Here is a 23,066-nt window from a genome sequence, read left to right as displayed (position 1 = left end):
TACGACGGGGCGCTCCGCGGGATCCCCTGACCATGAATACGCGTTCGGTATCCGTTCGGTTCCCTTGCCGCTGGTGGCCGTACCTGGGGCTCCGCCCCGGACCCCGCCAAGGGGCTGCCGCCCCCTGGACCCCCGCATCGCCCGAAGGGCTCGTCCTCAAACGCCGGACGGGCTGGAGATGCGGGCCCGCGCTGAAAGGCTGACGCGTGAGGCCTGGCGCCTGACGGCTGAGGCGTGCCGCCTGACGGCTGGCGCCTGAGGCCTGAGGCCTGAGGCCTGAGGCCTGAGGCCTGAGGCCTGATGTCTGACGGCTGAGGCCTGGGGCCTGGGGCCTGACGCCTGACGGCTGAGGCCTGAGGCGTGACGCCTGACGGCTGGGGCCTGAGGCCTGGGGCCTGAGGCCTGAGGCCTGAGGCCTGAGGCCTGAGGCGTGACGCCTGACGCCTGAGGCCTGGCGTTGAAAGCCGACAGCCGACAGCCGACAGCCGACCGCCGACGGCCTGACTGCAAGGCCGGCAGACGGGCTGCGAGGCCGACGGCCGGACCGGAACTGTCCAGCGCCGGCCCGCATCTCCAGCCCGTCCGGCGTTTGAGGACGAGGCCCTTGAGGCCGAACGGAGGTCTGGGGGCGGAGCCCCCAGGTATGTGCCGAGCGCAGGCCCACATCCTCCAGCCCGTCCGGCGCTTGAGGACGAGGCCGTTCAGGCCGATGCGGGGGTCCGGGGGCGGCAGCCCCCGGGGGCGGGTGACCTCAGGAACCCTCGTAGAACCCCCGTACGCGGGCGTGGGCCTCGCCCGCCGCACCGATGTGATCCAGACCCAGCAGCGCGGCGCCGAGCACGGGGCGGGCCGTGACCACCTGGGGGACGGCCTTGGGGGCCCGCTCGGAGAGCAGTTCGCGGATGCGGTCGTCGAGTTGGGGATGGCGCGCGGCGAGAATGCTGCCGCCGAGCAGGACGGGAGCCTCCTCGTCCATGAGGTCCAGCCGCGCCAGCGCCACCGTCGCCATCGCGACGACCTCGTCGGCGAGCCGGTCGACGAGCGCACGGGCCACCGGATCCCCGTCCACGGCCGTGGCGAACAGCACCGGCGTCAGCTCGTGCCGCCGCGCCTGTCCGATGTGTTCGAGGTGCAGCGCCTCGATCAGCGCGTACATGGAGTCGAGCCCGAAGTGGCCGGGCAGCGTGCGGGTCAGCGCGGTCGGACCGCCGCGTCCGTCCTCGGCCCGCGCCGCGTGCCACAGCGCCTCCTCGGCCATCCCCCAACCCCCGCCCCAGTCCCCGGAGATGCGGCCCAGCGCGGGGAAGCGGGCGGTACGGCCGTCGGGCAGCATGCCGACGCAGTTGATACCGGCGCCGCACACCACGGCGACCCCGCGCGGCTCCGCGATCCCCGCGCGCAGGATCGCGAACGTGTCGTTGCGCACCTCCACGCCGGCGCCCCACGCACGCGCCCGCAGCGCGTCCGCCAACTGCTCTTCCTCCACCGGGAGATCGGCGTTGGCCAGACACGCCGAGACATGGGCGACCGAGTCGATCCCGGCGTCGGCGAAGGCCCGGCCGACCGCTTCGGCGAGCGCGTCCACGGCCACGTCGACACCGACCGTCGGCGGCCGGAACCCGCCGCCGCGCGCGGTGGCGAGCACCGTGCCGTCGGCCGCGACCACCGCGACGTCGGTCTTGCTGTTCCCCGCGTCGATGGCGAGCACCGGACCCACGGGGCCGGACCCGGAGGCCGTCCCGGCTTCGGATCCCGATGAGGTCATGCCCACGCGAGGTGCTCCCGGTTGTGCGCGATCAGCTGGTCGGTCAGCGCGTCGGCGTACGCGTACTGGCCGACCAGGGGGTGGCTGAGGAGGGCCCGGAAGACCCGGTCGCGGCCGCCGCGCAGGGCGGCCTCCAGCGCCAGGTCCTCGTACGCGGTGACGTTGGCCATCAGCCCGGCGTACAGCGGGTCCACCGGCTGCACCGGCATGGGTGTAGGCCCGTGCGGACCGACCGCCGCCTGCACCTCGATGACGGCGTCGTCCGGCAGGAACGGCAGCGTGCCCTTGTTGTACGTGTTCACCACCTGGTACGGACTGCCGCCCCCGCCGAGCAGCGCGGCCGCGAGATCGACGGCCGCCTCCGAGTAGTAGGCGCCGCCCCGCTTGGCGAGCAGCGCCGGCTTCTCGTCGAGGGACGGGTCGCCGTACATCTTCAGCAGTTCCCGTTCCATCTCGGCGACTTCGGCGGCCCGCGACGGCTTGGTGCGCAGCTCTCGCACGACCTCGTCGTGGGCGTAGAAGTAGCGCAGGTAGTAGGACGGGACGACGCCCAGCCGGTCGATGATGTCGCGCGGCAGGCGCAGGTCGTCGGCGAGGGCGTCGCCGTGCTCGGCGAGCAGCTTCGGCAGCACGTTGTCGCCCTCGGGGCCACCCAGGCGCACACCGGTTTCCCAGGTGAGGTGGTTGAGGCCCACATGGTCCAGATGGACGTCCGCCGGCGCGACGCCGAGCATCGCGGCGAACCTGCGCTGGAATCCGATCGCCACGTTGCACAGCCCGACGGCCCGGTGTCCGGCCTGGAGCAGGGCGCGGGTGACGATCCCGACGGGGTTGGTGAAGTCGATGATCCAGGCGTTCGGGTTGGCGCGGCGGACGCGCTCGGCGATGTCCAGCACCACCGGCACCGTGCGCAGCGCCTTGGCCAGGCCGCCCGCGCCCGTCGTCTCCTGGCCGACGCAACCGCACTCCAGGGGCCAGGTCTCGTCCTGCTCGCGGGCCGCCTGGCCGCCGACGCGCAGCTGGAGCAGTACGGCGTCGGCGCCCTCGACGCCCGCGTCCAGGTCGTCGGTGGTGACGATCCGGCCGGGGTGCCCCTGCTTGGCGAAGATGCGCCGGGCGAGGCCGCCCACCAGCTCCAGCCGTTCGGGGGCCGGGTCGACGAGGACCAGCTCCTCGACGGGCAGGGTGTCCCGCAACCGGGCGAAGCCGTCGATGAGTTCAGGGGTGTAGGTGGAGCCCCCGCCCACTACTGCCAGTTTCATAGTCAGCCCTTCACTCCGGTGAGCGTGACGCCCTCGACGAACGCCTTCTGCGCGAAGAAGAACACGAGGATCACGGGGGCCATGACCAGTACGGTCGCGGCCATGGTGAGATTCCAGTCGGTGTGGTGCGCGCCCTTGAACGATTCGAGGCCGTAGGACAGGGTCCAGGCGCCGGGGTTCTCGGAGGCGTAGATCTGCGGCCCGAAGTAGTCGTTCCAGGCGTAGAAGAACTGGAACAGGGCCACGGCGGCGATCCCGGGCCGTGCCATCGGCAGGACGATCTTCAGCAGGGTCCGCAGGTCCCCGCAGCCGTCGACCTTCGCCGCGTCGAGGTACTCGTTCGGGATGGTCATCAGGAACTGCCGCAGCAGGAAGATGGAGAAGGCGTCGCCGAACGCCATCGGGATGATCAGCGGCCAGAGGGTCCCGGACAGGTCCAGCTGCTTCGCCCAGAACAGGTACATCGGGATGATGACGACCTGGGGCGGCAGCATCATCATCGAGATGACCAGCATCAGCGACAGGTTCCGGCCGCGGAAGCGGAACTTGGCGAGCGCGTAGGCGACGGGGATCGACGACACGACGGTCAGGACGGTGCCGGCGCCGGCGTACAGCAGGGTGTTCTTCCACCAGGTGAGGAAGCCCGGGGTGTCGAAGACCTTCTTGTAGTTGCCCCACTCCCAGGTGTGCGGGATCAGGTCGCGGCTGAGCGCCTGGGTGTCGCTCATCAGCGAGGTGAGGAAGACGAACACGAAGGGGAGGACGAAGAAGAGGGCGGCCGCGACGCCGAGCGCGTGGACCGCGATCCACTCCAGGAGCGTCCTGCGGCGGGCGGTGCGTTCGGCGGGGGAGACGGTTCTTGTCCGCGGCTCCGCCGGCCGGTCGAGCACTCGGGACACCTGAGGTGCTTGGGTCATGGTCAGTCACCTGCCTGGATGAGACCGCCCCGGCGCCGCATCAGGAACGCGGTGAACACCATGGACAGGGCGAACAGCACGAGCGCGACCACACAGGCGGAGCCGTAGTCGAAGCGCTGGAAGCCGAGGTTGTAGACGAGCTGGGGCAGGGTGAGCGTCGACTTGTCGGGGTAGCCGGGTTCGAACTGCGTACCGGCGCCCTGGATGACGCCCGAGGCGACCTTCCCGGCGATGAGCGGTTGTGTGTAGTACTGCATGGTCTGGATCACGCCGGTGACCACCGCGAACATCACGATCGGCGAGATGTTCGGCAGCGTCACGTAGCGGAACCGCTGCCAGGCCGACGCGCCGTCCAGCTCCGCCGCCTCGTACTGCTCGGTGGGTACGTCGAGCAGCGCGGCCATGAAGATGACCATCAGGTCGCCGATGCCCCACAGGGCGAGCAGCGTGAGGGCGGGCTTGGACCAGCTGGGGTCGTTGAACCAGCCGGGCGCCGGGACGCCGACCTTCTCCAGGATCGAGTTGACCGGCCCCGTACCGGGGTTGAGGAGGAAGGCGAAGGCCATCGTGGCGGCGACGGGCGGCGCGAGGTAGGGCAGGTAGAAGAGGGTGCGGAAGACCCCCGTAGCCGTCTTGATCTTCGTGATGAGGAGTCCGACGCCGAGTCCGAAGACGACCCGCAGGCTCACCATGACCAGGACCAGCCACAGGGTGTTGCGCAGCGCGGGCCAGAACAGCGGGTAGTGCTGGAAGACGTAGGACCAGTTCTTCGTCCCGCTCCACGTCGGCGGTTTGAAGCCGTCGTAGTGCATGAACGAGAAGTAGACGGTGGAGAGCAGCGGGTAGGCGAAGAAGACCGCGAAGCCGATCAGCCAGGGCGACATGAAGGCGGCGGTTCTCAGGGCCGCCCGGCGTCGCTTGGCGCGCAGGGTGTAGGTGGCGCTCATGTCCGTACTGCTTCCTACTTCGCCTGCGCGATGTCCGTGTCGATCTGTGCGGCGGTCTTCTGGAGACCTGCCTTCAGATCCTTGGCCTTGCCGCTCTCGTAGTCGTATCCGAACTGCTGGATCGTCACGAGGTAGGTGCCGCCGTTGATGGACGCGGGGGTCGTCGTCGAGTTCGGGTTCGAGGCGATGTCCAGGAAGGTCTTGAAGCGCGGGTCGTACTTCAGCTTCGGGGACTTGAGCGCCGCGAGCGTGGAGGGGACGTTGTGGATGGCGTTGGCGAAGCCGACGACGGCGTCCGTGTCCGTGGTCATGTATTTGACCAGTTCCCAGGCGGCGTTCTGCTTCTTGCTGGTGGCCGCGATGCCCGCGATGGTGCCGGTGATGTAGCCCTTGCCGTACTGGTCGGCCTGGTCGTCGGGGACGGGGAGCGGGGCGACACCGATCTCGAAGCCGGGCTTGGCCTCCTCGGCCATGCCGAGCCGCCACTCGCCGTCCAGCTGCATGGCGACCTGACCGGTGTGGAAGGGGTGCTTGGGGCCCCATTCGTCACCGAGCTTGGACCGGTACTTCTCCAGCTTCTGGTAGCCGCCGAGTTCGTCGACGAGCTTCTTCTGGAGGGTGAACCCGGCCTCGAAAGCGGGGTCCTTGGCGATGCTGGACTTGCCGCTCTCGTCGAAGTACGTGGGGGAGAACTGGCCGAAGTAGTGCTCGGTGGTCGACTCCCAGCCGTGGTAGTTCGGCATGAACCCGAGCTGGGAGTAGGAGTCGCCCTTGGCGACGGTCAACTTCTTGGCGTCGGACTCGAATTCGGACCAGGTCTTCGGGGGAGTGGTGATCCCGGCCTTCTTGAACGCGGTCTTGTTGTAGTAGAGCCCGTACGCGTCACCGAGCAGCGGCACGGTGCAGCGGTTGCCGTCGAACTGGGTGTACTCGTTCATCGCCTTCGGGAAGGTCGTCGTCGCGTCGATACCGGCCTTCTTGAAGAAGGGATTGAGATCGACGAGCGCGCCCGAGGAGCAGAACTTGCCCACGTTGTTGGTGGTGAACGAGGAGATCACGTCGGGCGCCTTGTCACCGCCGGAACGCAGCGCCTGGTTGATCTTGTCGTCGGTCATGTTGGCGACGATGTTGACGTGGATGTTCGGGTGCGTCTTCTCGAACCCCGCGACCAGGGTCTTCACGCCCTGGACCTCGCCCGGCGCGCTCCAGGCGTGCCAGAAGTTGATCGTCGTCTCCTTGGAGGCGTCGTCGTTCGCGCTGGAGTCCGACTGGCCGGTACAGGCGCTGGTGAGCAGGGCGAGGGACGCGGAAGCGGCGAGTGCGGTGGCGACTTTCCTGGATATTCCGGGCATGGCGGTGTCTCCCTAGGGCAGGGCCGGGGCGGTGGTGTGGGCGGACGGGCGAGTGGGTCGAGGGGGTTCAGCGGGAGGTGTCGAACACCTCGTCGCGGGTGGCCGCCAGCGCGCTCTCCAACGCGCCGCGCAGCACGGGGTGTTCGTGTACGTCGCCGACCACGAGGCGCGGGCGGGACGCGGCCAGCTCCTCCAGCTCGGCCTGCACCAGGGCGCGCAGCGGTTCGCCGCCGGCGGTGAGCGAGGAGCCGCTGAGGACGACGAGTTCGGGGTCGAGCACGGAGACGAGTGAGGCGAGACCGGTGGCCAGGCCGGTCGCGTAGGTCTCCAGGAGCCTGCGGTGCGGGCCTTCGTCGCGGGTGGCGGCCTGGGCGACGAGGGCGGCGGCCACCTCGGTGGACGACCCGGCGGGAATCGGCTGGACGCCCAGCTCGCGGGCGAGTTTCGGGAGGGCCTGGGAACCGGCGAGTTCCTGGTAGCCGCCGCTGTTGGCCTTGGTCACCTGCCGTACGAGGGGTGCGCCGGGCACGGGCAGGAAGCCGACCTCGCCGGCGCCGCCGGTCCAGCCGCGGTGCAGCCGTCCGCCGAGCACGAGGGCGGCGCCCAGGCCCCCCTCGTTCCACAGCAGGACGAAGTCCTCGTGTCCGCGCGCCGCGCCGAGCCGCTGTTCGGCGATGGCGACGAGGTTCACGTCGTTCTCGTACTCGACCGGCATGGGCAGCGCGGCCGCGAGCTCGTCCAGGAGGCTCGGGGAGTGCCAGCCGGGCAGGTGGGAGGCGTACCGCAGCCGTCCGGTGTTGGGGTCGAAGGCGCCGGGTGTGCCGATGACGAGGCGGTGGACGTCGCCGCGGGCCAGCCCCGCCTCCTTCACCGCGCCGTCGAGGGCGTCGGTGACCTGGCGTACGACGGGCTGCGCGGGGCGCCGGCCGGGCGTCGGCAGCTCGTACTCACCCACGGTCCGGCCCGTCACGTCCGCGACGGCGGCGAGGATGCGCTCGGGGGTGACGTCCAGGCCGGCCGCGTGGGCGGCGACCGGATTCACCGCGTACAGCTGGGCGTTGGGGCCCGGCCGCCCCTCGCTGGTGCCGGTGGCGAGCACCAGCCCGGCCGCTTCCAGGCGGGCGAGGAGCTGGGAGGCGGTGGGCTTGGACAGCCCGGTCAGCTTTCCTATCCTGGTCCGCGAGAGCGGCCCGTGGGCGAGCAGCAGATCGAGGGCGGCGCGGTCGTTCATGGCGCGCAGGACGCGTGGGGTGCCCGGCGTACCGGCGGATCCTGCCATGTTGTCGACACCTGCCTTTCGACTGCCCAGTCGCTCAGCTTCCCAGGGTGGCCTCGGGGAAGTCCACTGCAAGATCATTGTTAGGAAGGTTTCCTATTGGTGGGAGGACCGTAGGCCGCAGGTCGCGGGGGCGTCAAGAGAAACCGCCCCCGAGGCAACAGAGTCGTTACCTACGAGGGCGGAGACCGGGGCTTTCTCGCTCGGCCGAGCCGGGGGCGGCGGGGGCGAAGCCCTGCCATCGGGGAAGGCCCACCCGGTGGGGGACGAATCCGTGCGCCGCGAGGGCGACTTGAGGTGAGTCGGGGAGGACCCGTCCTCGGTTACTTCACGTCGACGTAGTCGCCCGTGGCCGTGGCGGTGCCCGTGGTGGTCGTGCCCGCGAACAGGTAGCGGTACGTGCCGTCGGCCGAGGCCTTGACCGTGGTGGTGAGGGCGCCCGCCGTGCCCGAGGTCACCGTCCTGACCGTCTTGTAGGCGGTGGCGCCCTTGGCCTTGAACTGGAGGGTGACCGGCCGGCCCGCGTAGCCGGAGTACTTGGTGGTCTCCCAGTCGGCGCGGGTCAGGGCGCCCTTGACGGTGAGGGTCTTGCCCTTCTTCACCGGCTCGGGGGTGGCGTTGGTGGTGAGCTTGGCGGCGCGCTTGACCTGTGTGGTGCCGAGACCGCCCCACATGTCGTAGCCGTAGGTGAAGCTGATGTGGTCGTCGGAGTCGTCGTTGTCCGCGGTGCTGCGGCCGTAGAAGCCGGCCACCTTCCAGGTGCCGGCGTCCGCCGCGTCGTAGAGGTAGTCCTGGGGTGCGACGGCGATGACCTCGGCGCAGGACTGCGTGACCGTCGTGGCGGTCGTGGAGGTGGTGGTGCAGCTCGGGGCGTCGTCCGGCCCCATCTCGTTCCGCGGCTTGGAGAGCGACGATCCGCGGTACAGGGTGATGCCCGCGACGCTCGTCCTGCCGTCGATGACGAGGTCGACCGGGTGGGTCAGGGTGTACGTGACGGGAACCTTCACCGTGCTGGTGGTGCCGACGACGATCGCCTTGCCGTTGTTGACCACCACATGGGAGAAGGTGAGATCCGGCGTGGCGGCCGACGCGGACGGCACGGCCAGGGCGGACAGGGCCAAGGCACCGGAAACTGCGGCGCCGATGGCGAACTTGCGCATGGATTCCCCACATTCGAAGCGGCCCCCTGGGCGTGGAGCTCCAGAACAAGGGCCCGCTGTCGGGGCGACAGTAGACGCCCACCGGATGTGGCCGAAATATGGGGGGCCTGTGAAGGAGAGTTGACGCCGAGGGCGCCCTTCAGGCCCGTCACGGCTTCGTCACGATCGGCAGACGCGCAGGTGGGAGGGGGTGCGCGGCTTTGGGATGATCTGTGCCGTCGGGAACGGTGACGCGACATCCGAGGCGGATGGTGACGGCGTCGATATCCGGCCACCTTCACAGATTCCTGCTCGTAGGATCCGGCCCCATGAGAGCGAACCGTTCGGCGCGGGGCGGGGTGGCGGCCCGTGAGGCCGTGGCAATCACCGGGTCCTGTGGGGGTGAGCGCCACGGGTGTCCTACGGCCGCGCGTTCCGTGACCTCCCGCGTCGGGGCGGCCGCGGGCGCACCGACGCGCCCCCTGGTCCGCCGGGGGGTTCGCTCATGAGGATCGCGAACCTGCTGATGGCCTGCTGGCGCGCGGCCGCGGTCAGGTGCGTGTCGCTGGCGCTCACCATGACGTTCATCGACTTGGTGAACGACGGTTTCACCTGGGATTCCGTGAGCGGGGAACTGGTCTTCAGTCCTTTGACGTGGGGGATCCTCACGTTCGCGGTGGCGGTCGTCGGGGTGTGGTCGCTGCGGCGGCGGGCCGGTACGGCCGGGATTCCGCTCTCCGTCGAGGCGCTGGACGGCCGGCAGACGCACGTACTGCGCCCGGTGCCGGTCTCGGACGGGTGGCAGGAGCGGGTCCGCGAAAGACTGGCGGCATCGGAGCGGGCGTTCCTCGTCGCCGAGAAGGGCCACGAGGGGATCCACTTCCGGTGGCGTCCCGGACGGGGGCAGCAGTCCGTCCGGGGATCGATGTCCTTCGACGTGCCCTCGGGAGACGTCATCCTCGACGTCCGGGAGGGTGAGGGACTCCTGGGGGTGGCCGGACTGGGAAAGGGCTCCTCGTTCGCCGCGGTGTGCCAGATAGCCGGGGCCACCGGGCTGGAGTCCGGGACCGCTCGTGGATGAGCCGTCGTGGTACGGCGTTCGGTGTGTCTTCCGCCATCGTGAACTGGGCGTCTACGAGGAGCGGGTGACGCTGTGGACGGCGGGCTCCCTGGACGACGCCATCGGGCGTGCGGAGGCCGAGGCGCTGGAGTACTGCGCGGCGTTGGAGGAGGTCGACTACACGGGCTTCGCCGAGGCGTTCAAGATGGACGGGGTGCCGGGCGAGGGGGCCGAGGTCTTCTCGCTCATGCGGGAGAGTGACCTGCCGTCCGGCACCTATGTGGGAAAGTTCTTCGCGACGGGACGTGAGCGGATCAGCTGACGTCCGGGTGCGGGAGGATCCGCGCGGTCGAAGAACGAGCTGTACGTGGTGCTTTCGCCCTCGTTCTCCACCCAGACAGTAGTGACGATGGGGCTCCGTCTTCACGATCTTCGAGTTGGTCGCGGGCGGTCTGTGCGCGGGGGCGGAGGAGTGACAGGAATGGCGCTAGCGTGGGCGCGTGCCGAAAGGGCGCTGGACGAGCGGAAGGGGCGACCCATGACCATGCCGTACGCGGACGGGGACGGTCCGCTCATTCCCCGGCCCGAGCTCACGCTTCCGGCCCTGCGGCAGGCGGTGGCCACGGTCGCGCCGTCCCGCCTCCCCGAGTTCTTCGAGGATCTGCAGAAGTCCTTCGTACGGGCCGGTGACGAGGACAGTGTCGTACCGATCCGCATGTTCTACCGGCAGTGGGGCGTCGTCGTCGAGATCGAGCGGCACCCCGAGACGGCACGCCGTCTGCACGCCGCCGAGCAGGCGATCAGCAGCCCGGACCCGGTGAAGCGGGACCGCGCCATCCGCGAGGCCGGTGAGATCGTGCGGGCCGCGCACCGTGAGGTCGCCGGTGGCTGACTGGCGCTGGGAGCCGTTTCAGGACGACCTGCTGGACGGGCTCCCGGATGTGGCGCGTGTCGAGGTCGGGCGGCTGGCCAACGAGATCGCTGTCCGTGAATCGATGGTCTTCCTGGAGGGGGCGGCCTACACGGGACCGGGGCCGGGCGTGCGGACCGAGAGCAGGGGGCTACTCATGTTCGACTACCTGACGGATGTCCGCGGGGAGCGGATCGTGGTGGTGCAGGTGAGCTGGTTCGGCTGACGCCGGAGGTGTGGACTTGCTCGTACGCCGGGAGGGGCGGCGCCCGGGTTTCCGGTGCCGCCGCCTCCCCGCCCGCGTAGGGCCGGGGCCTACTTCGGAGTGTTCGAGGGAGCCGGGACCGGGACGGGGACCGGGATGGGGGTGGTCGCCTCCGACTGCGGGGACGCCGGGTTGCCGAGGGCCGACGGGGCCGCCACCGCGGCGGACGGGTCGACGGGCTCCTCCTCCACGGCCGCGGTGGGGCCGCCCACGATGCGGATGTCCGCGGCGTCGAAGGCGCGCTTGATGCGCCAGCGCAGCTCACGCTCGACGGAGAGCGCCTTGCCGGGCATCGTCCGGGCCGAGACCCGCACCACCATGGAGTCGAGGAGCACGCTCTCCAGGCCGAGGACCTCGACCGGGCCCCAGAGGCGCTCGTTCCAGGGCTCCTCCTTGCTCATCGCCTCGGCGACCTCGTTCAGCACGGACTGGACGTGGTCCAGCTCCTCGGAGGCGCGGACCGTGACGTCGACGCCGGCGGTGGCCCAGCCCTGGGAGAGGTTGCCGATGCGCTTGACCTCGCCGTTGCGGACGTACCAGATCTCACCGTTGTCACCGCGCAGCTTCGTGACGCGCAGACCGACCTCGATGACCTCGCCGGAGGCCACCCCCGCGTCGATCGTGTCGCCGACGCCGTACTGGTCCTCGAGGATCATGAAGACGCCGGAGAGGAAGTCCGTCACCAGGTTGCGGGCGCCGAAACCGATGGCGACACCGGCGACACCGGCCGAGGCCAGCAGCGGGGCGAGATTGATCTCGAACGTGCCGAGGACCATCAGGGCGGCCGTGCCCATGATCAGGAAGGACGCCACCGAGCGCAGCACGGAGCCGATGGCCTGGGAGCGCTGACGGCGGCGCTCGACGTTCACCAGGAGGCCGCCGAGGGCCGTCCCGTCGACCGCCTGGACGGTACGGGTCATACGGTCGATCAGCTTGGTGATCGCTCGCCGGACCGCCACTCTCAGTACCGCCGCGATGACCAGGATCAGCAGCACGCGCAGACCTATCGCGAGCCAGGTGGACCAGTTCTGCTCGACCCAGCTCGCGGCGTTGGTCGCGCTTTCCTGGGCCCCCTGGAGCGTGGCGACCGTAGGGTCCGTCGTCGCCGAGGGAGAAGGCGACGGACTGGACCCTGCGGCCCGCAGGACGGTCGAGAACACAGCAGGTACCTCCAGGCGTAGCGGTCTGCCCGCGGCTCGGGGACAGGCAGGGCGCCGCCGGGCAGAACAACCACACTAACGGGGCATCGTGTGTGGATCGTTGTGATGTTCGGGGGAGAGACAGTACTCACCTGGGGATGAACAGGATGTGGTCGAAAACACTCCCAGCCCGTTACCGGGACATGGTGGCGCTTCCACCAGGCAAGAGGGGAGACTGACTGCAGATCGTCCCGGCGCGAGCCACGCGCCGCCGGCGTACCAAGGAGGCATCCGTGCCGCATGTCCTGGTCCTCAACGCGTCGTACGAGCCACTCGGCGTCGTACCGCTCCGCCGCGCGCTCATCCTCGTCCTTGAGAACAAGGCCGTCTCTCTCGAGGAATCCGGCGCCTTCATGCACAGCGCGACCGTTACTGTCCCCGCACCCAGCGTGGTCCGGCTGAAGAGGTTTGTGCGGGTCCCGTACCGGGGGCCCGTTCCGCTGACCCGTCGGGCACTGTTCGCCCGCGACGGCGGCCGGTGCATGTACTGCGGTGGCGTCGCAACCAGCGTCGACCACGTCATCCCGCGCTCCCGCGGAGGTCAGCACGCCTGGGACAACGTGGTGGCGTCCTGTCGCCGCTGCAACCACACCAAGGCCGACCGCCACCTGGTCGAGATCGGCTGGCGCCTGCGCCATAAACCGGCCCCGCCGACGGGGCTCGCCTGGCGCATCATCGGAACAGGGCACAGGGACCCGCGCTGGCTGCCGTACCTGCAGCCGTACGGCGCGGAGGATGCGATGGCCCGGATCGACGGCATTTCCGCCTGACGATCCGGGCTTTTGTGCACCCCTGGCCCGGGTACACCGTGGCCCGCCCGGTGCGCCCCGTGGTCAGCCGCGGGGTCCCTCGGGGCGGGCGCCACGTGCCGCGTACAGCCCGGCGCCCAGCACGTACAGCGCGAGGGCGGCGGTCCACGCGCCGAGCTGGGGGCCCGCCTGCATGGGCCAGGCCAGAACCGTCGCCTGCCTCATGCGCGGCGAGGCGGCCGACAGGTACACGGCGCTGAAGTACAGCATCGTGGGCATCCAGGCGGCTCGCGCGCCGAACAGCACCGCCGCGAGCGCGGTGACGCCGACGGCACCCAGGGTGTTGCGGACCATCCCGACCGAACCGAACACCTGTGCGTCTCCGGGAACGGCGAGTGCGAGCACCGTGGCCGCGAGCGCGGTGAGGACCAGGAGATGGGCCAGGCGCCCGGGCCACCAGGGGCGCGCCGCGGTGTCGTCCAGGTCCCGCCCGTACACGTGCAGGCTCGTACCGATCGCCGCCGAGACCGCCAGCGGCGCCAGCGACAGCAGCGGGACCCTGCGGTACGGGTCGAGGAAGACGTCCGGGACGGTCGCCGCCCAGCGGGTGAGGAGGGCGGCGCAGACGAGGGCGGCCAGGGTGGCGGGGACGGCACGGGAGCGGGCGTAGAGGGCGAGGGGGGGCCGGGGGACTTCGCGCGGCGTGTTCACAGGGACGGGACCTCGTTCGCGTCGGGGTCGCATGCGTGGGCCGTGGCGAAGTACCGGCCGAGCCAGGAGCGGCGCTCGTCGTCGGTCAGGGCGGCGAGGCGCGCGTACGCCCGGTCCTCGGCGCGGAGCGTCGCCAGTTCCTTCGTGTCGCCGCGCTCCCGGGCCGATGCCACGGCGCGTTCGCGGTCGTCCTTCCCCGCGGAGTCCGGGGCCAGCCAGCGCAGCACGGCCCCGTCGGTGACCTGGACGCGCCGCGCGGACGGCGCCTCCTCGCACTCCCGGCGGACCAGGTTCACGGCGCCCTGCCGGGCGTACTGCTCCGGATCGTTCACCTTGCCGCGGACCGACCACCAGCCGAGCGGGGTGAGCATCGGCAGCTCCGCCTCGTCCTCGCGCGGGCGGCGCGGCAGGTCCTCGAAGCGGACCGGTACGTTCTGTACGCCCTTCAGCCGGCTGGTGACACCGGACAGCACGCGGACCGCCTCCGGCAGCAGGTCCGGGCGGGTGGCGTTGACACAGACGTGCGGGGTGGTCGAGTCGTCGCACACCTGGCGGTGCGCGAGCGGGTTGTCGCGCAGCATCCCGTCACCCGTGTGGACCAGGAGCACGGCCGCGGCGGAGGCGGCGGCGAGCGGCAGCAGCGCGGTGACGCGGCGGCGGGCGGATCGGGCCAGCACCGCGGCGGCGGCGAGGCCGGCCGTCCACAGGGCCGACACGAGGGGGTACCACCAGACCGGCAGGTCGCCGTCGCCGACCAGATGCAGAGAGGCGGGGGCCAGATGGGTGAGACCTGAGGAGCCGACGCCGCCGGCGGCCAGGACGTACCCGCAGATGGCGAGTGCCGGAGCCGTCAGCCGCCAGGGCATCACCCGCCCGGCGACCTGGCCGAGCACCGTGCACGCGGCGATCGACAGCGCGTCCCCGGCGAAGACGGCCGGGACCGGGCCGCCCGCCGACACGTAGGGCGCGCAGGCGAGCAGCGCGCCTGCCACCACCACCAGGTACGCCGCCGCCAGCGCGCACGCGAGCGGCAGGGCGGCCGTCAGGAACTGGGCGAGCGGCGTACGGGGACTCGCCGCCCGCAGCTCCGTCATCCGCCGCCGGCGCTCCCGGCCGCCCTGCCAGGCTCCCGCGGCGAGGCCGAAGGGGATGGCGATCAGCCCGGCCGCCGTGCTCAGCCTGTCCGTCGTCCCGCCCCAACTGCCCTGCCACTGCGCCGCCGTGGCGGCGAGCGGCCAGCCGAGAGCGAGCAGCAGGGCGGCGGCCGCCCAGGGGGTGAACCCGCGCAGGGACTCGGTGCGGAGGGGTGGGGCGCGCCCGCCGCGGGTGGGGCGCCCGCGGCACGGACGGGCACGTCGACCCGGGTAAGCGTGCCCGTCCCGGGGCTTTCGTGGGGCCGGGTGCGATGGTCTGCCGGGTGGTTGTCGCGGGGCTGGGGCCCTGCGGCGGCCGGGTGGTTGTCGTGAGGCGCGGTCTGTGGGGTGGCGGGGCGGTGGTTCGGGTGTGGCTCGGGGCGGTGGTCGCCGTTCGGCTCGGGGCGCCGGTGCGTCCGTGGGGCCTCGCGGGGCGGGGTGGGCGTGTCGGTCGAGGTGCCCGTGGCGGCCGCGGTGCTCGGGGTGTTCGGGGTGTCCGGGGTGCTCGGGGTGTTCGGGGTGCTCGGGTCGGCCGTGTCCGGCGCGGTGTCCGTGCTTAAGCCGGGCGGTCCTCGTCGGGCTGGATGCGTACGGTCATCGGGCCGCCCCCGTCGCCGCGCGGTGGCCGCGCAGGGCCGCGGTGTAGCCACGCTCGATCGCGTTGCCGTCGGACTCGTCGCCGTCCGCGCCGAGGGCGGCCAGCGTCCCGGGAGTGCCGCGATAGGCGACCCGGCCCGCCTCGATCAGCGTCACCTCCGTGCACGCAGCGGCCACGTCCTCCACCAGGTGGGTGGAGACGATCACCGTGGCCTCCTCGCCCAACTCCCGCAGCAGCGCCCGGAACTCGACGCGCTGCTCCGGATCAAGTCCCGCGGTGGGTTCGTCGAGGAGCAGGACGCGGGGGTCGTTCACGATGGCCTGGGCGATGCCGACCCGGCGGACCATGCCGCCGGACAGCGTCCGGAGCTTCGCGTCGATGCGGTCGGTGAGCCCGACCCGGGCCACGGCCCGCTCGACCGACGCCGGGGCGTCGCCGGCCGGAAGCTCCTTCAGCCAGGCCACGTACGCCACGAACTCCCGGACCGTGAATCCCGGGTAGTACCCGAAATCCTGTGGCAGATAGCCGAGTTCACGGCGGAACGCGCTGCGCTCCCGGTGCCGGCGCGGGTCGTTGCCCAGCATCTCCACGCGGCCCTCGGCGGGCTCGGCCACGGTCGCGAGGACCCGGATGAGAGAGGTCTTGCCGGCGCCGTTGGGACCGAGCAGCCCGTGGACGCCGGGACCGAAGTCCAGGTCGACCGCGTCGAGTGCGGTCGTCCTGCGGTGCCGGACGGTCAGCCCGGACACCCGTATCGCGGTGGATCCGGTGCGCGGACCCGGGTTCTTCGGGCAAGTGCCCTGCGGGGAGGGGGCGTTCACATCGTCTCCAGACGGTCGTACGCGGTGCGGCGGGCGGCGACCAGCAGGGCGCAGAGGGCGGCCCCCGCCGCCCATCCCCACTGCGCGGACGCGCCGGTGAAGTAGAGGGAGAGCTGCTGGGCGAGACGGTCCGTCAGGCCCGAACCGGTGGCCGTCGGTCCCGGGCCGATCGAGGCGAGGACCGGTGCCGTCAGCGCGAGCAGCCAGCCGCCGCCCACCACCGCGGAGCCGGTACGACAGCCCGTGTACCCGGACAACGCCAGCGTGGCCAGCGTCAGGGCGAGCCCCGGCAGCAGCCAGGCCGCCGCCATGGGCACCTGCGGCAGGCGGGGACCGGGGGCGGGGAGCAGCAGCCCCACCGCCGTCAGCAGCGGCACGCTCACCGCCAGTACGGCGGCCGTCCGGGTGAGCAGCAGCCGCAGTCCGCCGGAGGGCGACGCCGCGACGAGCTCGTACAGCGGGTCGGCGTGCCGGCCGTAGGAGAGGGCGACCCCGGCGACGGGGACCACCGGCGCGACGGCCAGCAGCAGCGGGCGCGCGCCGGCGGACCCGCCGCCGTACGCCAGCGCGAGCGCCCCCACGGCCACCAGCAGCAGGGCCCCGGTCCAGGCACCGCGCAGAGCGGGCCCGGCGGCCCAGACGACCCGCCCGAGCCGCCCCCCGGCGGCCCGGGCGCGCCGAGGCGCCGTGGGTGTGGGGGACGTGGGGGCGAAGGGGCCGCGAGCGGGGCCCGGACCGGGTGCGGGACGGAGTCCAGGACCGCGACCCGCACCTGCGCCAGTACCGGTCCCGCCGCCCCCGTGCGCGCCGCCCGCGACGCCCGCGCGGCGCAGGAACCGCAGCTCTCCAGGTGCTTCTCCAGGGACCATGCGTCCGGCTCCGGAAGGGAGCCGTCGGTGTAACGGGCGACGAGATCGTCGGCGGCGTGCCAGCCGGTCATGCCGGGCCTCCCAGCGGTGACGGGTCCCCGGAGGGGTCGAGGTGGGCGAGTGCCGCCCTGAGTTCAGCGCGTGCCCGCATCGCGCGGGTCTTGACCGTGCCCTCGGGGATCCCGAGCAGCCGGGCCGTCTCCCGCGTGGTCAGCCCGTCGACGACGGTGGCGCGCAGCACCTCGCGCAGTTCGGGGGAGATGCGGTCCAGGGCGGTGCCCACGTCCCCGTACTCCAGGCCCGCCAGCACGCGCTCCTCCGCGGAGGGCGCGGGCGCCGGCGCCGCGTACTCGGTCTGTTCGGCCCGTTCGACCCGTGCGGTCCGCTCCCGTGCCCGCCGGGCGTCGACGAGCCGGCGCGCCGCGATCGTCCACAGCCAGCCGCCCGCCTCCGTACCCCGGTGCCCGGCCGCCGACCGCCACACGGTCACGAAGGTGTCCTGCAGCACCTCCCGGACGACCTCGGGATCACCGCAGCGCCGGGTCAGCCGCGTGTGCAGCCATCCGGCGTGCCGGTCGTACAGTGCGGCCAGCGCCGCCGAGTCGCCGTCCGCGACGGCCCGCAGCAGTGCGGCGTCCGTGGCGTCCTCCCGGTGGCCCCTCACGGGGCGGAACAGTCTCACACCCCGTCTATCGACCCCGCCGGAGTCACCGGTTCACCCTTCACCCGGACCTGGCGGGGCCGAGGCGGAACAGAACGTGACCAAAAGCACATTGTTCGCCCGTGTACGTCTGCCGTCCCGCGCGTTGGGTAGGGCTGCGGTAACCCGCCCGCCGCCGTACCCGACAAGGAGGCCCCCGTGGCCGCATCGGCACACCTTCTGCTCTCGGCCCTCTCCAAACGTCCGACGGAACCGATCGCCGAACCCCACTTCTCCGCCGAGCCGCGCTTCTCCGCCGAACCCCGCTTCTGCCTCTTCACCGCGGAGGGCACCGCCGCCGAGCTCCCGCTCACCAGCGAACCGCCGCTCCCCGACGCCGAGCCGCTGACCAGTGAGCCGCCGCTGGCCGACGCCGCGCACCTGACCAGCGAACCCATCTCCACCGGCGCCGCCACGGATGCCTCGGGGGTCTAGATGCCGCTGTCCCGGCTCGCCGCACTGCACGGTGTCGCCACCTCCTACAGCCCCTCGCCCGGCCGGACCGTCGCGGCCACCGACACCGCGGTCGTCGCCGCCCTCGCGGCGCTCGGCGTCGACGCGAGCACACCGGATGCCGTCCGCGCGGCCCTCGCCGCCCGGGAGGCCGAGACACGGGACCGGCTCCTGCCGCCGACCGTGGTCTGCTGGGGCGGCCGCCCGCCCGACGCGCTCGCCGCGCTGCCCGACGGCACCCGTCTGCGCATCACCACCGAACAGGGCGAGACCCGTGCGTCGGCCGAACAACTCCCGCCCGGCGTCCACGCGTTACGCGCCACCGCACCCGACGGCCGCATCGCCGACGCCCACCTCGTCGTCGCCCCCGACCGGCTGCCCACCCCGCCCGGACACGCCTACGGACTCCTCGTCCAGCTCTACTCCCTCCTCTCCGGCCGCTCCTGGGGCATGGGCGACCTCGGCGACCTCGCCGAACTCACCGCCTGGGTACGGCCGGGCACTCGGTGCCGGATTCGTCCAGGTCAACCCCCTGCACGCGGCCGTGCCCGGCACCCCGACGGACCCCTCCCCGTACCGCCCCTCCTCCCGCCGCTTCCCCGACCCGGTGCACCTGCGGATCGAGGACATCCCCGAGTTCGCGTACCTCGACGACCGCGACCGCGTCCGTACGCTGCTGGAGCGCGCCGGGCGACTGCGCGCGTCCGTGCTCGACAAGGACGCGCTGATCGACCGCGACGCCGTCTGGGAACTCAAGCGCGAGGCGCTGGAACTGATCCGCGAGGTACCGCTCGGCCCCGGACGCCGGGCCGCGTACGTCGACTTCCTCGCGGAGGAGGGCGAGGCACTGGAGGACCACGTCACCTGGTGCGCGCTCGCCGAGGTCCACGGCCCGGAGTGGCAGAAGTGGCCCATGGGTCTGCGTGACCCCCGCTCACCCGAAACTGCCCGTGCCCGAAGCGAGTTGATGGACCGCGTCGACTTCCACGGCCGCCTCGCCTGGCTCACCGACTCCCAGCTCGCCGCCGCACAGCGCTCCGCGCGCGACGCCGGCATGCCCGTCGGACTCGTGCACGACCTCGCGGTCGGGGTGCATCCGGGCGGAGCCGACGCCTGGGCGCAGCAGGAGTACTACGCGGCGGGCATGTCGGTCGGCGCGCCCCCGGACGCCTTCAACGCGCGCGGCCAGGACTGGGGCCTGCCGCCCTGGCGCCCGGACCGGCTGGCCGCCTCGGGCTACGCCCCCTACCGCCGCCTGCTGCGCGCGCTCTTCCGGTACACGGGCGCGCTGCGCATCGACCACGTCATGGGCCTGTTCCGGCTCTGGTGGATCCCGCAGGGACAGCCGCCCACGGAGGGGACGTACGTCCGCTACGACGCCGAGGCGATGCTGGCCGTCCTGACGCTGGAGGCGTCGCGGGCCGGGGCGCTGGTGATCGGCGAGGACCTCGGCACCGTCGAACCCGGGGTGCGCGAGACGCTCCAGGAGCGCGGGGTGCTGGGCACTTCGGTGCTGTGGTTCGAACGCGACTGGGACGGCGACGGGCAGCCCCTTCCCCCCGAGCGCTGGCGCGCGGACTGCCTGGCCACCGCCACCACCCACGACCTGCCGCCCACCGCGTCCCGTCTCACCGGTGACCACGTCGAACTCCGCGACCGGCTGGGACTGCTGACCGGCGCCCTGGCGGACGAGCGGGCCGCGGCCGCGGCGGAGACGGGGGAGTGGCTGGCGCTCTTCGCCCGGCTCGGGCTGCTGCGCGGCTCCGGCTCCGCGGTGTCGGAGGAGGCCGAGATCCAGGCCGTGCACCGGTTCCTGCTGCGCACACCGGCCCGCATGATCGGCGTCTGGCTCCCGGACGCGGTCGGCGACCGGCGCCCGCAGAACCTGCCCGGCACCTGGGACCAGTACCCCAACTGGCGGCTGCCCGTCGCCGACGCGGCCGGACGCCCGGTCACGCTGGAGGAACTGGCCGCCTCACCACGGCTGTACGCCCTCATCGACGTGCTGCGGGGGCGTCCGGGGGACGGCGGGGGAGGTCACCCACAGCGCTGAGACACCTCTGAGGTACTGCTGAGACACCGCCGAGGCACCGCCGGGACCTCCGTACGGCACCCCCGGGCGCGCGGCGCGTTCAGGTGTTCGCTACGTTTGCACCGTGGACAAGAAGAACGCCCTGCGCGCCGGCGCCCTGGCTTCCGGTACGACGCTGATGATGCTGCTCATGTCGTCTCCCGCGCTCGCGCTGACCCGCGACGACGGTGACGACCCCGGCAAGGGCCTGAGCGTGATCGACACGGTCGGCCTCTACGTCGTCGCACCGATCCTGCTGTTCGCGATCATCGCGGGCCTCGTGATGGTCCTGGACAAGTCTCCCAAGCAGGCGAAGCGGGGCTGATTCCGGCTCTCTTCCGCCCTTCCGTCTCTCCGTCGAGGGAGTCCGCGCCCACCCGCCCCGGGTGTGCGGGGACTCCCTCGACGCGTTTCCAGGGGCGGAGCCTTCCGGGGGCTCCGGGGCTCCGGGGCTTCGGGGGCCCGGGGCGCCCGGTCCGGGAGCGTGGCGCGATTCTCGGGCGGGGTCTCCAGGGCGGGCCAGGCGTCGCGAGGCGGACGGGACAGCCCTTAGGGGTGCGGCGCCGTGAGGTACCGCTGCACCGTCGGCGCCAGCCACGCCACGATCTCCTCCCGCGGCAGCGCCACGGCGGGCGGGAAGCGCAGGACGTAGCGGGCCAGGGCGAGGCCCAGCAGCTGTGAGGCGGTGAGCGCGGCCCGGACCGGTGCCTGCTCCGGGTCGGGGCACAGGTGCAGGGAGATCGGCAGCAGCTGGTCCCGGAAGATGCCCTGCATGCGCTCCGCGCCGGCCGGGTTGGTGACGCCGACCCGCAGTACCGCGGTGAGCACCTCGTTCTCCTCCCAGAGGTCCAGGAAGTGCTGGACGAGGGCGTGGCCCACGTCCTGCCGGTTCAGCCGCTCCGGCGCCGGCAGCCGCAGATCGACGTCGAGGACCGCGGCGAACAGTCCCTCCTTCGAGCCGTAGTACCGCATGACCATGGACGGGTCGATACGGGCGTCCTTGGCGATGGCGCGGATGGTGGCGCGCTCGTAGCCATCGGCGGCGAAGCGCTCGCGGGCGGCGGTGAGGATCGCGGTGCGGGTGGTGTCGGAGCGCCGGGGTGAGGCCTGGGGCGGTGACGACTGGGGCGGTGGCGACTGCGTCGCGGGCTGGGGCGCGGCGGCCGAGGGTTCCTTGACGGGCATGCCAACAACCGTAGGCCAACACCTGTTGACAGTCCAGTGTGAGCGTTCTACGTTTGTCAACGAGCGTTGGCCAACAGGCGTTGACTGGACGTTGGCCGGCGGTCGCTCAGCATCACCCGGTGGGGATCGCCTGGCGGGAACGGTTGGTCAACGAGTGTTGGCCCATGATTGTTGGCATCAGGAGGCCGCCATGAACGGCACGACCCGCACCGCCGCCGCTCCCCGGACCGTGATCATCGTCGGCTCCGGACCCACCGGCCTGCTGCTGGCCGCCGACCTCGCCACCGCCGGCGTCCCGGTGACCCTCGTCGAGAAACGCCCGCACAGGATCAGCAACCTCTCGCGCGCCTTCGTCCTGCACGCCCGCACCCTGGAGCAGCTCGACGCCCGCGGTCTCGCCGACGAACTGGAGGCCCAGGGCCGGTCCCTCGACCGCATCCGGCTCTTCGACCGGCTCACCGTCGAACTCGACACCCTCCCCTCCCGCTTCAACCACCTGCTGGTGATCCCGCAGTACGAGGTGGAGAAGGCGCTGGAGCGGCGGGCGGCCGAGGCCGGGGTGCGGTTCGTGTACGAGACCGAGGTGACCGGGCTGCGCCAGGACGCGGACGGCGTGACGCTCGACGTCCGGCACCCGGACGGGGAGCCCGGGGAACTGCGCGGCGCGTACGTCGTCGGCACGGACGGGATGCACAGCGCGGTGCGCGAGGCGGTCGGACTGCCGTTCCCCGGCAAGTCGGTCATCCGGTCCGTCGTCCTCGCGGACGTCCGGCTGGCCGAGGAACCCGAGTCGGTGCTGACCGCCAACGCCGTCGGCGACGCCTTCGCCTTCATCGCACCCTTCGGCGACGGCTACTACCGCGTGATCGGCTGGCACCGCGGCCGGAACGTCCCCGACAGCGAGCCGCTCGGACTCGACGAGGTCAGGGAGATCACCCGGCTCTCCCTGGGCCGCGACTACGGCATGCACGACGCCCGCTGGATGTCCCGCTTCCACAGCGACGAGCGCCAGGCACCCGCGTACCGCGTCGGCCGGGTCTTCCTCGCCGGTGACGCCGCGCACGTCCACACCCCGGCCGGTGGTCAGGGCATGAACACCGGTCTTCAGGACGCGGCGAACCTCGGCTGGAAGCTGGCCCTGGTCGTCAACGGTCACGCGGCGCCCGCCCTGCTGGACACCTACCAGGCCGAGCGCCACCCCGTCGGCAGGTCGGTGCTGCGCAGCAGCGGCGGGATCGTACGGCTCGCGATGGCCAAGCGTCCGTGGACGCTGGCGCTGCGCGCCGCGCTCACCACGGTCCTCAACGGCGTCGGTCCGGCCGGCCGGAAGGCGGCCGGCCAGATCACCGGCATCGGCTACGCCTACCGGGCGCCACGCGGCTCGCACGCCCTCGTCGGCACCCGTGTCCCCGATGTCGCCCTGCGCGGCGGACGTCTCTACGAGGCCCTGCGGGGCGGCAGGTTCGTCCTCGTGACGCCGGGACCGGCCCCTCGGCCGTACGAGGCCGGCGACCGCAAGGACCGGCTCGTGGTGGAGAGCTGGGCGAGCGACCGGCGGACGACGCTGCTCGTGCGGCCCGACGGATACGTGGCCTGGGCCGCCGAGACCCCCGACGAGGCGGCGGTCGAGGCGGCGGTGACGGCCGCGGTGGGCGACTGAAGGTGCGCGACTGAGGGGTGTCGT

General features: G+C 72.2%; 22 protein-coding genes and 2 pseudogenes. 9 read left to right on the top strand and 15 right to left on the bottom strand.

All coding sequences use genetic code 11. The annotated features are described in order from the left end of the window. Nucleotides 1–751 precede the first annotated feature (751 nt). The 7 genes from HEP85_RS14590 to HEP85_RS14560 all read right to left on the bottom strand — a co-directional run bounded on the left by HEP85_RS14590 (nucleotide 752) and on the right by HEP85_RS14560 (nucleotide 8,679). Nucleotides 752–1,765: an N-acetylglucosamine kinase gene (locus HEP85_RS14590; RefSeq protein WP_168528154.1), complete on the bottom strand. Its 1,014-nt coding sequence runs from the start codon at nucleotides 1,763–1,765 to the stop codon at nucleotides 752–754. Then, entirely contained in the window at nucleotides 1,762–3,027 is a 1,266-nt protein-coding gene (locus tag HEP85_RS14585; RefSeq protein ID WP_168528153.1) for a 6-phospho-beta-glucosidase, read from the bottom strand. Before HEP85_RS14585 ends, HEP85_RS14590 begins: the two co-directional genes overlap by 4 nt. A 2-nt stretch (nucleotides 3,028–3,029) precedes the next feature. After that, nucleotides 3,030–3,926 (bottom strand): carbohydrate ABC transporter permease, encoded by an 897-nt coding sequence (locus HEP85_RS14580; RefSeq protein ID WP_329294847.1) that lies wholly within the window; start codon nucleotides 3,924–3,926, stop codon nucleotides 3,030–3,032. A 20-nt stretch (nucleotides 3,927–3,946) separates the two neighbouring features. Beyond that, entirely contained in the window at nucleotides 3,947–4,891 is a 945-nt protein-coding gene (locus HEP85_RS14575) for a carbohydrate ABC transporter permease (protein WP_168528152.1), read from the bottom strand. Between the two features lie 14 nt (nucleotides 4,892–4,905). Beyond that, the gene (locus tag HEP85_RS14570) at nucleotides 4,906–6,243 is read right to left on the bottom strand and encodes an ABC transporter substrate-binding protein (protein WP_168528151.1); all 1,338 of its coding nucleotides are present in this window, start codon (nucleotides 6,241–6,243) and stop codon (nucleotides 4,906–4,908) included. A 67-nt stretch (nucleotides 6,244–6,310) separates the two neighbouring features. After that, entirely contained in the window at nucleotides 6,311–7,522 is a 1,212-nt protein-coding gene (locus HEP85_RS14565) for an ROK family transcriptional regulator (protein WP_168528150.1), read from the bottom strand. 320 nt (nucleotides 7,523–7,842) lie between these two features. Further along, on the bottom strand, nucleotides 7,843–8,679 hold the full coding sequence (locus tag HEP85_RS14560) for a hypothetical protein (protein ID WP_168528149.1): 837 nt from the start codon (nucleotides 8,677–8,679) through the stop codon (nucleotides 7,843–7,845). Nucleotides 8,680–9,163: 484 nt separating this feature from the next. On the opposite strand from HEP85_RS14560, the gene HEP85_RS14555 reads away from it, so the two are divergent. The 4 genes from HEP85_RS14555 (at nucleotide 9,164) to HEP85_RS14540 (ending at nucleotide 10,854) form a co-directional block, all read left to right on the top strand. Continuing rightward, entirely contained in the window at nucleotides 9,164–9,739 is a 576-nt protein-coding gene (locus tag HEP85_RS14555; RefSeq protein ID WP_168528148.1) for a hypothetical protein, read from the top strand. Next, entirely contained in the window at nucleotides 9,732–10,040 is a 309-nt protein-coding gene (locus HEP85_RS14550) for a hypothetical protein (RefSeq protein ID WP_168528147.1), read from the top strand. Before HEP85_RS14555 ends, HEP85_RS14550 begins: the two co-directional genes overlap by 8 nt. A 216-nt stretch (nucleotides 10,041–10,256) precedes the next feature. Further along, on the top strand, nucleotides 10,257–10,610 hold the full coding sequence (locus HEP85_RS14545; protein ID WP_168528146.1) for a hypothetical protein: 354 nt from the start codon (nucleotides 10,257–10,259) through the stop codon (nucleotides 10,608–10,610). After that, a complete protein-coding gene (locus HEP85_RS14540; RefSeq protein ID WP_168528145.1) occupies nucleotides 10,603–10,854 on the top strand; it encodes a hypothetical protein in 252 nt (83 codons plus the stop codon). The genes HEP85_RS14545 and HEP85_RS14540 overlap by 8 nt, the downstream gene beginning before the upstream one ends. A gap of 89 nt (nucleotides 10,855–10,943) precedes the next feature. Here HEP85_RS14540 and HEP85_RS14535 read toward each other — a convergent pair whose 3' ends face one another. After that, on the bottom strand, nucleotides 10,944–12,053 hold the full coding sequence (locus HEP85_RS14535) for a mechanosensitive ion channel family protein (RefSeq protein ID WP_329287905.1): 1,110 nt from the start codon (nucleotides 12,051–12,053) through the stop codon (nucleotides 10,944–10,946). A gap of 272 nt (nucleotides 12,054–12,325) precedes the next feature. Between HEP85_RS14535 and HEP85_RS14530 the strand changes: the two genes are divergently transcribed. Next, the gene (locus HEP85_RS14530; protein WP_148014005.1) at nucleotides 12,326–12,862 is read left to right on the top strand and encodes an HNH endonuclease; all 537 of its coding nucleotides are present in this window, start codon (nucleotides 12,326–12,328) and stop codon (nucleotides 12,860–12,862) included. A gap of 63 nt (nucleotides 12,863–12,925) precedes the next feature. On the opposite strand, the gene HEP85_RS14525 is transcribed toward HEP85_RS14530, so the two are convergent. The 6 genes and pseudogenes from HEP85_RS14525 to HEP85_RS14500 form a co-directional block, all read right to left on the bottom strand. Next, complete coding sequence (locus tag HEP85_RS14525) at nucleotides 12,926–13,552, bottom strand: hypothetical protein (protein WP_369657717.1); 627 nt, start codon at nucleotides 13,550–13,552, stop codon at nucleotides 12,926–12,928. Further along, nucleotides 13,549–14,646, bottom strand: coding sequence for a hypothetical protein (locus HEP85_RS14520; RefSeq protein ID WP_369657716.1), 1,098 nt, complete (start codon nucleotides 14,644–14,646; stop codon nucleotides 13,549–13,551). The genes HEP85_RS14525 and HEP85_RS14520 overlap by 4 nt, the downstream gene beginning before the upstream one ends. 633 nt (nucleotides 14,647–15,279) lie before the next feature. Next, the gene (locus HEP85_RS14515; RefSeq protein ID WP_168533621.1) at nucleotides 15,280–16,032 is read right to left on the bottom strand and encodes an ABC transporter ATP-binding protein; all 753 of its coding nucleotides are present in this window, start codon (nucleotides 16,030–16,032) and stop codon (nucleotides 15,280–15,282) included. A gap of 68 nt (nucleotides 16,033–16,100) precedes the next feature. After that, entirely contained in the window at nucleotides 16,101–16,973 is an 873-nt protein-coding gene (locus HEP85_RS14510) for a zf-HC2 domain-containing protein (RefSeq protein ID WP_369658169.1), read from the bottom strand. Nucleotides 16,974–16,975: 2 nt separating this feature from the next. Then, nucleotides 16,976–17,044, bottom strand: a pseudogene (locus HEP85_RS14505) (hypothetical protein); the annotation flags it as partial. After that, on the bottom strand, nucleotides 17,041–17,655 hold the full coding sequence (locus tag HEP85_RS14500; RefSeq protein WP_168528143.1) for an RNA polymerase sigma factor: 615 nt from the start codon (nucleotides 17,653–17,655) through the stop codon (nucleotides 17,041–17,043). The gene HEP85_RS14500 and the pseudogene HEP85_RS14505, both read right to left, overlap by 4 nt. A 177-nt stretch (nucleotides 17,656–17,832) precedes the next feature. Between HEP85_RS14500 and HEP85_RS14495 the strand changes: the two genes are divergently transcribed. The 3 genes and pseudogenes from HEP85_RS14495 (at nucleotide 17,833) to HEP85_RS14485 (ending at nucleotide 20,522) form a co-directional block, all read left to right on the top strand. Continuing rightward, nucleotides 17,833–18,108, top strand: a complete 276-nt coding sequence (locus HEP85_RS14495; RefSeq protein WP_168528142.1) for a hypothetical protein — start codon at nucleotides 17,833–17,835, stop codon at nucleotides 18,106–18,108. Then, nucleotides 18,109–20,179, top strand: a pseudogene (malQ, locus tag HEP85_RS14490) (4-alpha-glucanotransferase). It begins immediately after the preceding gene. A 103-nt stretch (nucleotides 20,180–20,282) separates the two neighbouring features. Further along, nucleotides 20,283–20,522: a hypothetical protein gene (locus tag HEP85_RS14485; protein WP_168528140.1), complete on the top strand. Its 240-nt coding sequence runs from the start codon at nucleotides 20,283–20,285 to the stop codon at nucleotides 20,520–20,522. Between the two features lie 224 nt (nucleotides 20,523–20,746). Here HEP85_RS14485 and HEP85_RS14480 read toward each other — a convergent pair whose 3' ends face one another. Further along, the gene (locus tag HEP85_RS14480; protein WP_168528139.1) at nucleotides 20,747–21,382 is read right to left on the bottom strand and encodes a TetR family transcriptional regulator; all 636 of its coding nucleotides are present in this window, start codon (nucleotides 21,380–21,382) and stop codon (nucleotides 20,747–20,749) included. Nucleotides 21,383–21,572: 190 nt separating this feature from the next. Between HEP85_RS14480 and HEP85_RS14475 the strand changes: the two genes are divergently transcribed. Next, nucleotides 21,573–23,042, top strand: a complete 1,470-nt coding sequence (locus HEP85_RS14475) for an FAD-dependent monooxygenase (RefSeq protein WP_365224033.1) — start codon at nucleotides 21,573–21,575, stop codon at nucleotides 23,040–23,042. Nucleotides 23,043–23,066: the final 24 nt, after the last annotated feature.

This window comes from Streptomyces sp. RPA4-2, assembly GCF_012273515.2.
GTDB lineage: Bacteria > Actinomycetota > Actinomycetes > Streptomycetales > Streptomycetaceae > Streptomyces > Streptomyces kaempferi.
Note: the sequence above shows the minus strand (reverse complement) of the source record. Positions and strands in the feature narration are given on the sequence as shown.

Coding starts and splice junctions, on each gene's coding strand:
- HEP85_RS14510 (WP_369658169.1), bottom strand. CDS start 16,973: ATGGTCCCTGGAGAAGCACCTGGAGAGCTGCGGTTCCTGCGCCGCGCG.
- HEP85_RS14570 (WP_168528151.1), bottom strand. CDS start 6,243: ATGCCCGGAATATCCAGGAAAGTCGCCACCGCACTCGCCGCTTCCGCG.
- HEP85_RS14475 (WP_365224033.1), top strand. CDS start 21,573: ATGAACGGCACGACCCGCACCGCCGCCGCTCCCCGGACCGTGATCATC.
- HEP85_RS14560 (WP_168528149.1), bottom strand. CDS start 8,679: ATGCGCAAGTTCGCCATCGGCGCCGCAGTTTCCGGTGCCTTGGCCCTG.
- HEP85_RS14590 (WP_168528154.1), bottom strand. CDS start 1,765: ATGACCTCATCGGGATCCGAAGCCGGGACGGCCTCCGGGTCCGGCCCC.
- HEP85_RS14575 (WP_168528152.1), bottom strand. CDS start 4,891: ATGAGCGCCACCTACACCCTGCGCGCCAAGCGACGCCGGGCGGCCCTG.
- HEP85_RS14585 (WP_168528153.1), bottom strand. CDS start 3,027: ATGAAACTGGCAGTAGTGGGCGGGGGCTCCACCTACACCCCTGAACTC.
- HEP85_RS14480 (WP_168528139.1), bottom strand. CDS start 21,382: ATGCCCGTCAAGGAACCCTCGGCCGCCGCGCCCCAGCCCGCGACGCAG.
- HEP85_RS14520 (WP_369657716.1), bottom strand. CDS start 14,646: ATGACGGAGCTGCGGGCGGCGAGTCCCCGTACGCCGCTCGCCCAGTTC.
- HEP85_RS14545 (WP_168528146.1), top strand. CDS start 10,257: ATGACCATGCCGTACGCGGACGGGGACGGTCCGCTCATTCCCCGGCCC.
- HEP85_RS14565 (WP_168528150.1), bottom strand. CDS start 7,522: ATGGCAGGATCCGCCGGTACGCCGGGCACCCCACGCGTCCTGCGCGCC.
- HEP85_RS14555 (WP_168528148.1), top strand. CDS start 9,164: ATGAGGATCGCGAACCTGCTGATGGCCTGCTGGCGCGCGGCCGCGGTC.